Annotated in this window: 10 protein-coding genes; 4 read left to right on the plus strand and 6 right to left on the minus strand. The window is 68.6% G+C overall.

The features are described from left to right. Positions 1–28 precede the first annotated feature (28 nt). On the minus strand, positions 29–463 hold the full coding sequence (locus LIX00_RS18410) for a cupin domain-containing protein (RefSeq protein ID WP_227356467.1): 435 nt from the start codon (positions 461–463) through the stop codon (positions 29–31). After that, positions 460–1,824 carry an MmgE/PrpD family protein gene (locus LIX00_RS18415; protein WP_227356468.1) on the minus strand — a complete coding sequence of 455 codons (1,365 nt, stop codon included), beginning with the start codon at positions 1,822–1,824 and terminating at the stop codon, positions 460–462. The genes LIX00_RS18410 and LIX00_RS18415 overlap by 4 nt, the downstream gene beginning before the upstream one ends. Before the next feature lie 192 nt (positions 1,825–2,016). Here LIX00_RS18415 and LIX00_RS18420 point away from each other — a divergent pair, with 192 nt between their 5' ends. Continuing rightward, complete coding sequence (locus tag LIX00_RS18420) at positions 2,017–3,255, plus strand: MFS transporter (protein WP_227356469.1); 1,239 nt, start codon at positions 2,017–2,019, stop codon at positions 3,253–3,255. Between the two features lies 1 nt (position 3,256). On the opposite strand, the gene LIX00_RS18425 is transcribed toward LIX00_RS18420, so the two are convergent. Beyond that, positions 3,257–4,444 (minus strand): iron-containing alcohol dehydrogenase family protein, encoded by a 1,188-nt coding sequence (locus tag LIX00_RS18425; protein WP_227356470.1) that lies wholly within the window; start codon positions 4,442–4,444, stop codon positions 3,257–3,259. 64 nt (positions 4,445–4,508) lie between these two features. Beyond that, positions 4,509–5,393 (minus strand): isocitrate lyase/PEP mutase family protein, encoded by an 885-nt coding sequence (locus tag LIX00_RS18430; protein ID WP_227356471.1) that lies wholly within the window; start codon positions 5,391–5,393, stop codon positions 4,509–4,511. Between the two features lie 98 nt (positions 5,394–5,491). Between LIX00_RS18430 and LIX00_RS18435 the strand changes: the two genes are divergently transcribed. Together LIX00_RS18435 and LIX00_RS18440 are read left to right on the plus strand one after the other, a co-directional pair. Continuing rightward, entirely contained in the window at positions 5,492–6,706 is a 1,215-nt protein-coding gene (locus LIX00_RS18435) for an MFS transporter (protein WP_227356472.1), read from the plus strand. A gap of 51 nt (positions 6,707–6,757) precedes the next feature. Next, positions 6,758–7,822: an alkaline phosphatase family protein gene (locus LIX00_RS18440; protein ID WP_227356473.1), complete on the plus strand. Its 1,065-nt coding sequence runs from the start codon at positions 6,758–6,760 to the stop codon at positions 7,820–7,822. A 33-nt stretch (positions 7,823–7,855) separates the two neighbouring features. Here the strand turns inward: LIX00_RS18440 and LIX00_RS18445 are convergent, their stop codons facing one another. Beyond that, positions 7,856–8,263 carry a PPC domain-containing DNA-binding protein gene (locus LIX00_RS18445; protein ID WP_227356474.1) on the minus strand — a complete coding sequence of 136 codons (408 nt, stop codon included), beginning with the start codon at positions 8,261–8,263 and terminating at the stop codon, positions 7,856–7,858. A 92-nt stretch (positions 8,264–8,355) separates the two neighbouring features. Continuing rightward, a complete protein-coding gene (locus tag LIX00_RS18450) occupies positions 8,356–9,963 on the minus strand; it encodes a thiamine pyrophosphate-requiring protein (protein WP_227356475.1) in 1,608 nt (535 codons plus the stop codon). A gap of 111 nt (positions 9,964–10,074) precedes the next feature. On the opposite strand from LIX00_RS18450, the gene ddh reads away from it, so the two are divergent. Continuing rightward, positions 10,075–11,004, plus strand: a complete 930-nt coding sequence (ddh, locus tag LIX00_RS18455) for a D-2-hydroxyacid dehydrogenase (RefSeq protein WP_227356476.1) — start codon at positions 10,075–10,077, stop codon at positions 11,002–11,004. Positions 11,005–11,078: the final 74 nt, after the last annotated feature.

Genomic DNA, 11,078 nt, shown 5'->3' on the forward strand with positions numbered 1-11,078 from the left:
CGACGCCCCGACGAAAACGCGTCGCCGACTACGACGAGGGGTCGTCCGCACCGTCCTCGCCGTACCTGTCGGCCAGCAGTTCCCCGTAGCTCTGCACCTGATGCACCGGCCGCCGCCCCTCGGGCGGACTGCCGATAGCGACGATTTTACACGAGTCGACGTACGGATTGTGCAGCATGTGGGGGACGGCCTCGTCGAAGCGAACGACGTCGTCCGTCTCGGCGTCGAAGGAGCCGTCCTCGACTTCGACGCGACATCGCCCGTCAACGACGTAGTAGAACTCCTCCTGCTCGTCGTGGTAGTGGTACGCGTTCTGCGAGAGCCGCTCGCCCGGTTCGAGCACGGCGACGTTGAAGTTGTAATCCTCGATGCCGAGTTGCGGCGACACTTCCCACCGTCGGCCCGGCTTGTCCGGGTTCGCGTCCAGTTCGCGGAGCGACCGGTGCTCGTAGCCGCGGCTCATGCACCGCTCCCGGAGGTCGCGTTCTCCAGCAGTCGGTCGAGAGCACCGTCCGCGTCGAGGTCGTCGATGGCGGAGGCGACGGCGTCCGCCCGTTCCCGGCCGACGGTCGGTTCGGCGCACTCGAAGAACTTCGCGTCGAGGCGGTCGTCTGAGACGGGGTTGTTCGGACTCCCCGGCGCGTGCTTCTCGACCGCGACGTGCCGCTCGCCGTCGGTCGTCGTCAGGCTCACCCGAGCGCCGTAGCCGGCGAACTCGCCGCCGAAGAGGTTCGGTTCGAACTCCCGCTCTACCTTCGCCATCTCCTCGCGCGTTCGCGGGTCGGCGACGTACTCGTCGGAGAACTCCCGGACGCCGGCGTCCCGCTCGCGGAGTATCGCGGCGAGGCAGAACTCGATGGAGAACTTGGCCTGAAGGGCGTCGTCGGGGTCGGCGTGGATGAGCATCTCGGAGGCCGCGTCGTCGAGGGCCACCCGCACCGACTCGACGTCGTCCGGCGCGAGGTTCTCGCGCTCGACCAGTTCGCGCACGGCGTCCATCGCCGCGTGCGTTATCACGCCCGAGGGGTACGGCTTGAAGCCGATATCGTCGACCGCCCAGGTCTCGCCGAGGTCGTCGGTGATCTCCGCCGGGTCGTACTCGCCGCCGGGGGTCATCACGCCCCCGTACCCGATCTCCCCTTCGAACACCGCGCCGTCGGCCGTGAACCCCGCGTCCGCGAGCGTGGCGGCGCGCACGCCCATCTGCGCGGCGTGACCGGCGTGGAGGGGTTTCGTCATCGTCCCGAAGTTCTTCTTCAGCGACGACGAGCAGGACGCCGCGATTCCGTACGCTTGCTCGGTCTCCTCGGTCGTCAATCCGAGCGCGGACGATGCGGCCGCCGCCGCGCCGAACGTCCCGACCGTGCCCGTGCTGTGCCAGCCGTTATCGTAGTGGCTCGGATAGGTGGCGTGGCCGGTTCGGAACGCGGCCTCGACGCCGACGACGTACGCCGTCAGGGCGTCGCGGCCGGTGCCTCCCGCCACCTGCGCGCCTGCGAGGGCGGCCGGAAACACCGGCGAGGTCGGGTGGATGACTATCGACTCGAAGGTGTCGTCGTAGTCGATGGCGTGTCCGAACGCTCCGTTCGCCAGCGCCGCGCCGGGGGGACTCGCGGTTCCCCGACCGAGCACGGCCGCGTCGCGCCCCGGGAGGCAGCCGTCGACGTACGACGAGATGCGCTCGCCGACGTCGTGTTGCGAACCGTACAGCGCGACCCCGACGTAGTCGCGAATCGCTCGTTTGGCTCTCTCGACGACGTCCGTCGGGATGTCGTCGAACGATGCGGTCGCTGCGAACTCGGCGAGCGTGCGAGTCTCTGCCATGCATCGGTATCGTGACGCCGCGATTATAATCGTACCGACGGTTCGCGCGCCGCTGGAGCGTTCGCGTCGACGGCAGGCGGACGGTTCGTTCGAACCCGTCGCGGATGCGGTCGTTCGACGGACGCCTTCGTCACCAAAATTTATGCCACTCCGACCCATCGGTTCGCTCGACTCCCGCGGAGTTCCCGAACGATGAAACGCAACGACCGGGCCATCGTCGGCTTCACGATGCTAGCCCACGCGATGTTCCACACCTACGAGTTGGCGATTCCCATCTTCGTCACCGTCTGGCTCGACGCCTTCGCCACCACCGAGGCCGCGCTCGGAATCGTCGTCGGTGCCGGGTACGCGCTCATCGGCCTGGGGGCGCTGCCGAGCGGCATCCTCGCGGACGCCTACGGGTCGAAGCGACTCGTCCTCGGCTCCGCGGCGGGGATGGGCGGCGGATTCCTGCTCGTGAGCCTCGCGCCGAACGTGGTGGTGCTCGGCGCGGCGCTGGTGCTCTGGGGTGCGGGGGCGAGCCTCTACCACCCCGCGGGACTCTCGCTGCTCAGTCGCGGCACCGAGAACCGCGGCACCGCCTTCGCCTACCACGGCGTCGCCGGTAACGTCGGAACCGTGGTCGGCCCGCTGGCCGCGGCGGTGCTCCTCAGCTACTTCGACTGGCGTCTCGTCGCCGCGCTGTTCGTCGCACCCGCGCTGGTTGCCGGAGCCATCGCGTTCAGACTCTCGTTCGACGAACGGGCGGCAACCGAGAGCGCCGAGGTCGCGGCCGACGGCGACCCCGGCCGGACGGTCGAGGCGGACGGCGGCCTCGGGTCGCTCTCGGAACTCGTCGGCGATTCGCGCGCGCTGTTCACCGGCGGATTCACGGTCGTCTTCGCCGTCGTGATGCTGTACGGCCTCTACTACCGTGGCATCCTGACGTTCCTCCCGGAGATACTCGGCGGTCTCCCGCTGCTCGAACCGGTGACCGTCGCCGGTCGGTCGTTCCAACCCAGTCGGTACGTCTACGCCGGTCTCCTGTTCGTCGGGATGTTCGGTCAGTACGCGGGCGGGAAGGTGAGCGACGTGGTCGAGACCGAGCGCGCGCTCGTCGTCACCTTCGCCGCGCTGGTCGTCGGCGCGCTGCTCTTCGTCCCGGCGTCGTCCGCCGGCGTCGCGCCGCTGCTCGCTGTGTGCGTGCTGCTGGGCTTCTTCGTCTACGTGGCCGCGCCGGTGTACCAGGCCACCATCGCGGACTACGTCACAGCCGACAGCCACGGTCTCTCGTACGGCTTCACCTACCTGGCCATGTTCGGCGTCGGGGCGCTTGGCGCGGCGATGGCGGGCACCGTCCTCACCTACGCCGGGTCGGCCGCCCTGTTCGCCGCGCTGGCCGCCCTCGCGGTGCTCGCCGGCCTCCTCAGCGTCTACCTCCTCGTCCGCTGACTCACCGCAGCGACCGCGCTATCGGTTCTCGAATACGCTCGTCCACGGGCCGCGGGTTCGTCTCGATTCGCCGCTCCTGGAGAAGCGTCTTCCGCACTAGCTCGTCCGCGTCGTCCGGCCCCAGTCCGAGGTCGGCGAACGACCCGGGGAGACCGACGGCGTCCCGAATCCGGTCGCACTCCCCGAGCAGCGCGCGGGCCGCCTCGTCGGTGCCGTCGTCGACCCCCGCGACGCCGAGTTCCCGCGCGACGTCGGCGTACTCCCGTTTCCGCACCGGGAGGTTGTAGCGCAGACCGGCGGTCAGCGAGGCCGCGAGACACTCCCCGTGCGGTCGTCCGGTCATCCCGCCGACGCTGCTGGCGAGCGCGTGAACCGCGCCCAGTCCCGCGTTGGAGAACGCCGTCCCCGCGAGGTGGGCTCCGAGGCTCATCTCCCGTCTGGCCTCGCGGTCGTCGCCGTCGACGGCGACGCGCTCGAACGAACCGTGAACCGATTCGAGCGCCCGCCGGGAGAGCGGGCGCGAGATCGGATTCGCCCCCTGATAGCTGATGGGTCGCGGGTCGACCCGGCGGTAGTCGCGCGCGGTCAGCGACTCCAGCGCGTGGACGAACGCGTCGAATCCCGACCGAACGGTCACCCCTCGGGGGAGGTCGTACGTGAGCGCCGGGTCGACGAGCGCGACGTCCGGGCGCAGCAGTTCGTCGCTCACCCCGCGCTTCACCCCGTCGTAGGAGACGACCGCCGTCTGGGTCGCCTGAGAGCCGGTTCCGCTCGTCGTCGGAACCGCGACCGTAGGGACGACCGGGCCGGGCACGCGGTCGACGCCGAGGTAGTCGTCGGCCGACCCGCCGTGGGTGAGCAGTATCGCGGCGACTTTCGCCGTGTCCAGACACGAACCGCCCCCGACGGCGACCACGCCGCCGTACTCGCCGTCCGGCAGGTCGTCGAAGTCGTCGACGCTCGGTTCGGTCGTCGCGTGGTGAACGGCGGGCCGGGATTCGAGACCGGCGAGCGCGGTATCGAGCACGCCCGCCGATTCGACGCCCGCGTCGGTCACGACGAGCGGGGAGTCGACGCCCAGCTCGTCGAGGACCTCGGGTAGGTGCGCGACGACCCCCTCGCCGAACTCGGCGTCCGGCGTCGCAAACGAGATGTCGGCCGCGCTATCGCCTTCGCGTTTCTCGTCCATGCGATAGATTCGCACGCCCCCCTCAAAAAGGTGCGTCCCGACTCGGGCGCGTCGTCCGGCCGATTCACGACGCGTCGTCCGGTTCGACGGCGTACAGTCCCTCCAGTTCGGTTATCTCGTCCAGCCCGGTGATGTCGTTACGACCTTCCCACGACACCAGTTCGTCGAGAACGCCCTGCTGCGTACCCGTTTCGACGATTTCGCCGTACACGTCCTGTAACGTCTTGAGTACGGCTTTGAACCCGGTCGCGGGGAACAGCGCGATGTCGTACCCCAACGCTTCCAACTCGGCGGCCGTCAGCATCGGGGTTCGGCCGCCCTCGGTCATGTTCGCGAGCAACGGGGCGTCGATTCGTTCGGGTACTTCCTCGAGTTCGGCGACCGACTCCGGTGCCTCGAAGAAGATGACGTCCGCGCCTGCATCCAAGTACGCCTCTGAGCGTTCGACGGCGGAATCGAACCCCTCGACCGCCCTTGCGTCGGTTCGGGCGATGAGTACGAAATCGTCGTCCGTCCGGGCGTCCGCGGCTGCTCGGAGTTTGGCCACCATCTCGTCGGTAGCCACGACCGACTTGTCGTCGAAGTGACCGCACTTCTTCGGGAAAACTTGATCCTCGAGGTGGATGCCGGCGACTCCCGCGCGCTCGAACTCCTCGACCGTTCGGCGGACGTTGATCGGATTTCCGTAGCCGGTGTCCGCGTCCGCGAACACCGGCACGTCGACCACGCCGGCAACTTGGCGAGCGCGGTGAACCATCTCCGTGAGCGTCGTCAGTCCCACGTCCGGATATCCGTGGACGGACGTCGAGACGCTCGACCCGGACACGTACACGACCTCGGCATCCGCGCGTTCGACGAGCTTCGCGCTCGCGGCGTCGTACGCTCCGGGCGCGACGAGGATTCCTTCGCTGTCGATCGATTTTTTGAACCTGGTAGACGGACTCGACATGTGCCGAAATCCGGTCGAAGAACCATAACACTAAGTGCGCTCGACTGAACCCTCAGACTGGAATTCGTCGCGAGACGAATCGAAGGAGGTCGAAAGCCGTGCACGAACGAACTCGGTCGCTCGCGGTCGCCAGCGTCGTCCTCCTGCTCTCGGTTCTCGTGTGGTTCAACTACTCGGCGCTGCTCCCGCAGATAGTCGACGCGTGGTCGCTGTCGGGCGTCCAGGCCGGCGCGCTGTTCGCGGCCTTCCAAGCGGGATACGTGGTCGCCGTCATCCCCGCCGGGATGGTCGCCGACGGCTACTCGACGCGGCGCGTGGTCGCCGTCGGCGCGACCGGCACCGGACTGGCGAGCGTCGCCTTCGCGGCGCTCGCCGACGGCTTCCTCGTCGGCGTGTTCTTCCGGTTCGTGGCGGGGGCGTTCATGGCCGGCGTGTACGTCCCCGGGATGCGGTTCCTCAGCGAGTGGTACCCCGAGTCGGCTCGCGGGCGCGCGCTCGGCGTCTACACCGGCGCGTTCTCGCTGAGCACGGGACTGTCGTTCCTGCTCTCCTCGTCGGTCGCCGCGGCGCTGGACTGGCGCGTCGCCATCGGCGCGACGAGCGTCGGCGCGGTGGTCGCCGGCCCGCTGATGCTCGCGTTCGCCCGCGACCACCCCGACGCGGCCGTGAGCGACCGGCGATTCGACCGGCGGTTGCTCTCCAACCGGGCCTACCTGTACGCCGTCGGCGTCTACGCCGGCCACACGTGGGAGGTGTTCGGCGTTCGAAACTGGATGCCGGCGTTCCTCGTGGCCACGACGGCGGTCGCGGGGGCGTCCGAACCGACCGTTCTGGCCGGACTGTTGACCGGCGCGATGATGTCGTTGGGCGGCGTCGGAAACCTCCTCGGCGGCTGGGCCAGCGACTCCGTCGGTCGAATCAGAACCGTCCTCGCGGTGCTCGGGGCGAGCGCGTGCATCAGCGCGATCCTCGGCCTCCTCGACTGGCTGTCGCTCCCCGCGTTGACCGCCCTCCTGTTGCTGTACGGCGCGCTGTTGACCGCCGACAGTTCGCCCACCTCGACTGCCGTCACCGAAGTGGTCGCGGACGAACACGTCGGCGTCGCGCTGTCCGTCCAAACCCTCGCGGGGTTCAGCGCGACGGTCGTCTCCCCCGTCGTCTTCGGCGCGGTGCTCGACACCTCCGGGTACGCGTGGGCGTTCCTCACCCTCGCCCTCGGCGCGGCCTTCGGTCTGGTCTCGCTCGGCTTGCTCTCGCGACGCCTCCGGCGCTCGCCGCGCGTGCTGGAGGAACGCGCGGCGACGGGGGAGTGACGCCGGCGAAGGTATATGTGCCTCGAGCCACCTCCTACGAAACGTTACCACATGACGCACGTCATCGCCTGTCTCGACGGCTTCGACCCCGCGTACCTCTCGGCGACCGAGACGCCCGGCTGGGACCGCGTCGCGGCCGACGGGAGCACGGGCGTCTGCGACGGCGTCGTCCCGAGCCTCACGAACGTGAACAACGCGGGCATCGTCACGGCCGAGTTTCCCGACCGGAGCGGCGTGACGGGAAACACGTACTACGACCCCGAGCGCGACGAGCGGGCGTTCATGAACGACGCCTCGCACCTGCGGTGTCGAACCGAACTCCAGCGCCGGGCCGAACGGGGCGAGACGGTCGCGGCGCTGGTGGCGAAGGACAAGCTGGTGGAGATGGTCGGCCAGGGGTGCGACGTCGCGGCGAGCGCGGAGAACCCGCCCGAGTGGCTCGCGGCGGCCGTCGGCGAACCGCCGGGTATCTACTCGGGGAAGGCCAGCGCCTGGCTGCTCGAAGCCGCGGTGTACCTGCTGGACGAGCGCGACCTCGACGCGCTCTACGTGTCGACGACGGACGTGGTTCCGCACAAGCACGGCCCGGACGAAGCGGCGGCCGAGCAGTGGGTCGGCGAACTCGACGCGGGTATCGCCGCGCTTTACGAACGGAGCGACGCGCTCGTGGCCACCGCCGACCACGGCATGAACCGGAAGTCGGTGTGCGTCGACCTCGAAGCGATACTCGACCGGGAGGGCCGCGACGCCGAGGTCGTCCGACTCATCACCGACGAACACACCTACCACCACCGGAATCTCGGCGGCGCGGCGTACGTCTACCTCCGCGACGATTCGACGGACGCCCTCGGGTGGCTCGACGACGTCGACGGGGTCGACGAGGTGGTCGCCGCCGACGAGGCGGCCCGGCGATTCCGACTGCCGACCGACGCCATCGGCGACGCGCTCGTGCTCGGAACCGAGTCGTCGGTGTTCGGCCCCGTCGAGGACGGCGTTCACGGCGCTGTTGACCTGCGGTCGCACGGCTCCCACCACGAGCGCCGCGTTCCGTACGTCGCCAGCACGGGCGCGACGCTCGAGCACAACGTCGAAGCGTTCCCGGGTCTCGAAGGGTGATGCGACGGAAAGAACGGTCGACGACGCGCCGACCTATATGTCGAACACGTCGAGACCGGTTCGGTCGTCGAGTCGGTGCGTCAGCGGCGTCTCGCCGAGCGTCACGAGGATCTCGAAGGTTCCCGAGACCCGAGCCCCGGAGCAGTGACCGCCGAGCGACTCGTAGGTGTCCGTCCCGAGTTGGATGTGCGCGTGTATCCTGTCCGGCCCGATGTTGCCGAGGAAGCTCGTCACTTCGAACTGGCCGGTGAACTCCTCCTCGCTGTACTCCTGCGTCTCGACGTCGTAGTGTCCAAGCGTGGCCCGGTCGACGGCGCCGATTCCGGCGAGGAAGCCGTTCTCGATGTCGTACTCGTCGCGGAGCGTTTCGAGCGAGTCCATGACCTCGTCGCCCGGGTCGAGGCGAACGACGAGGCGGTCGTCTTCGTGTACGTGGTCCATGCGTGCGTTCGCCACGACGGTCACGTCCCACTTCGTAGTATCGCTCCGTGGTCGGTTCCGCTGTCGGCCGCGGAGAGAACCGGCTCCCGTGCTCAGTCGAGGTCGGGGCGCGAAAGTTCCGTCTCCTTGGCCGTGACGAACTCCAGCAGGACGGGCGTTCCTTCCTCGGTCTTCGCCACGCCGCGTTCGATGGCGCCGGCCACCTCGTCGGGGTTCTCGATGCGCTCGCTGTAAGCCCCGAGCGCCTCGGCCACCCGGTCGAAGTCGCCGCCGAACGGCGTCTCGTAGCCCGCCATCTCGAAGTTGTTGAGGAGGATGGAGAGGACGGGGATGTCGTATCGCGCCGCGGTTTCGAGGTCGAGTCCCGTCATGCCGATCGCGCCGTCGCCCCACACGTTGATGCAGAGCTTGTCCGGGTGCGCCAGTTTGGCCCCCATCGCCAGACCGAGACCGTAGCCGAGCTGCGTCGTCTTCCCCCAGCCGATGTAGCCGAGCGGTTCCGGCGACTCCCAGAACGGCGCGAGGAAGTCGCGGGCGTTGCCGGCGTCGTGGGTGATGATAGCGTCCTCGGCGTCGACGACCTCGACGAGTTCGTTGACGACCCGGTAGGGGTTGATGGGCGTCTCGTCGGACTCCAGCTTTGGCCGCCAGTCGGCGAGCCACGCCTCTCTGACCTCCCGAATCTCCGAGACGACCTCGTCGCGACGACCGCGCGGCCCGTCGAGGCGGCGCTCGGCCTCGTCGACGAGGGCTTCGAGCGTTAGTTTGGCGTCGCCGACGATGGCGTGGTCGCTCTCGACCTCCTTGTCGACGTCCGTCGGGTCGAGCGTCGCGTGGACGATCTCGTTGTTCTCGGGCACGGTGATGCCGTAAGCGGTGGTCGAGAAGCTGGTGCCGACGCCGAAGAGGAGGTCGCACTCGTCGAGGAAGTGCGCGAGCTGGCCGGGTTCGCTCTTCGACCCCGCCCCGAGCGACAACGGGTGGTCTTCGGGGAACGCGCTCTTCCCGTTGAGGCTGGTGGCGACCGGAACTTCGACGAGTTCGGCGAGTTCCCGCAGGGGTTCCCAACCCTTCGCGTAGTGGACGCCCTGCCCGGCGTAGATGACCGGTCGTTCGGCGTCGAGCAGCATGTCGACCGCGGGCGGGATGTCGTTCGGGTCGGGCCCCGCCTTCGAGGACGTCGTGGGCGCGTAGTCGATTTCGCCGATCTCCTCGGAGAAGAGGTCCTTGGGAATCTCGACGAGGGCCGGGCGCGGCCGCCCGTTTCGCGCGGCGCTGAACGCTCGACGAACCGTCTCGACGACCGACTCGGGGTCTTTCAACTGCTCGCAGGACTTGGTGACGTGCTGGTAGTTGAGGAACGAGTTGAATTTGGGGTCGACGTCGGTCTTCGTCAGATCGTACCCCGCCGGAAACGCGACGAGGGGGACCGACTCCGCGTACGCCTGAGCGACGCCGCCGAAGGCGTTCTCCGTCCCGGGACCGTGCTGACAGGCGAACACGCCGAGTTCGTCGCCCGAGGTCACCCGGCTGACGGCGTCGGCCATGTGCACGCCCGTCCGTTCCTGCCGGACGACGATGGTCCGAATGCCCGCTTCTTCGACTGCTCCCGTGTCGAACAACGGATTCGAGGGGAATCCGAACAGGTAATCGACATCTTCCGCTACGAGGATCTCCGCGATCGCCTCTGCTACGTCCATGCGAATGACTCGCGTGGCGAGTACTGTAAAGTTAATTATCATATTTAATCATTTCCTCTTCCGGCGGCGCGGCGGCGAAAACGTCACAACGCCCCCGCGTGAGTACTACGTATGTCCGACTTGGAGCGACTCTGCGTTCACGAATCGGTGGAGAGCGTCGTCCCGAAGGAAGCGTTCGTGGAGGCGTTCGCGGATCTTGACGTGCCCGCCGAACTCGTCGGCGACGACGGGCGCTACGACGAGACGGACGCCGTCGCCACGTACCGACCGCGTCCCGAGTTTCTCGACGCCGCGTGGGTCCACTGCGTCCGGGCCGGTTACGACGAGTTCGACACCGACTCCTTCCGAGCGTCAGGCGTACCCCTGACGAACAGCACCGGCATCCACGGCACGACCGCCGGCGAACTCGCCCTCTCGTTCCTGCTCTCGTTCGCCCGTATGCTCCACGTCTACCGCGACCACCAGAACGAAACCCGCTGGTACGCGCCCGAGTACGACCGACCGTTCACCGTCGCGGGGAAGCGCCTCTGCGTGGTCGGTCTGGGGACGATCGGACGAGGCATCGCCGAGCGCGCCGACGCCCTCGGAATGGAAGTCGTGGGCGTCCGGCGCTCGGGCGACCCCGTGGAGGGCGTCTCGCGGATTTACGACCCGGAGGAGCTCCACCAAGCCATCGCGGACGCCCGGTTCGTCGCGCTGGCGGTCCCGCACACCCCGTCGACCGAGGGGATGATGAGCACCGCCGAGTTCGAGCGCATGCGCGAGGACGCCTTCCTCGTCAACGTCGCCCGCGGCCCCGTCGTCGACGAGGATGCGCTCGTCGACGCCCTCGACGCCGGCGCTATCGCGGGCGCGGGCTTGGACGTCTTCGAGACGGAACCACTCCCCGAGGACTCCCCGCTCTGGGATTTCGAGGAGGTCATCGTCTCCCCGCACAAGGCCTCGGCGACGAACCGCTACCACCTCGACATCGCCGAACTCGTCGTCGAGAACGTCCGTCGATTCCGCACCGGCGAGGACCTCAGGAACCGGGTCGCCTAGTCCGACCTCGCGGCCGCTGCTATCGACCGGCGACCGCGCGACCACGGGCGTAGCCGCGCCTCACCGACCTCGCT

It is taken from the genome of Haladaptatus salinisoli (assembly GCF_020614375.1).
In the GTDB taxonomy this organism is placed as follows: Archaea; Halobacteriota; Halobacteria; order Halobacteriales; family Haladaptataceae; genus Haladaptatus; species Haladaptatus salinisoli.

Coding starts and splice junctions, on each gene's coding strand:
- ddh (WP_227356476.1), top strand. CDS start 10,075: ATGTCCGACTTGGAGCGACTCTGCGTTCACGAATCGGTGGAGAGCGTC.
- LIX00_RS18440 (WP_227356473.1), top strand. CDS start 6,758: ATGACGCACGTCATCGCCTGTCTCGACGGCTTCGACCCCGCGTACCTC.
- LIX00_RS18410 (WP_227356467.1), bottom strand. CDS start 463: ATGAGCCGCGGCTACGAGCACCGGTCGCTCCGCGAACTGGACGCGAAC.
- LIX00_RS18425 (WP_227356470.1), bottom strand. CDS start 4,444: ATGGACGAGAAACGCGAAGGCGATAGCGCGGCCGACATCTCGTTTGCG.
- LIX00_RS18430 (WP_227356471.1), bottom strand. CDS start 5,393: ATGTCGAGTCCGTCTACCAGGTTCAAAAAATCGATCGACAGCGAAGGA.
- LIX00_RS18415 (WP_227356468.1), bottom strand. CDS start 1,824: ATGGCAGAGACTCGCACGCTCGCCGAGTTCGCAGCGACCGCATCGTTC.
- LIX00_RS18450 (WP_227356475.1), bottom strand. CDS start 9,963: ATGGACGTAGCAGAGGCGATCGCGGAGATCCTCGTAGCGGAAGATGTC.
- LIX00_RS18445 (WP_227356474.1), bottom strand. CDS start 8,263: ATGGACCACGTACACGAAGACGACCGCCTCGTCGTTCGCCTCGACCCG.
- LIX00_RS18420 (WP_227356469.1), top strand. CDS start 2,017: ATGAAACGCAACGACCGGGCCATCGTCGGCTTCACGATGCTAGCCCAC.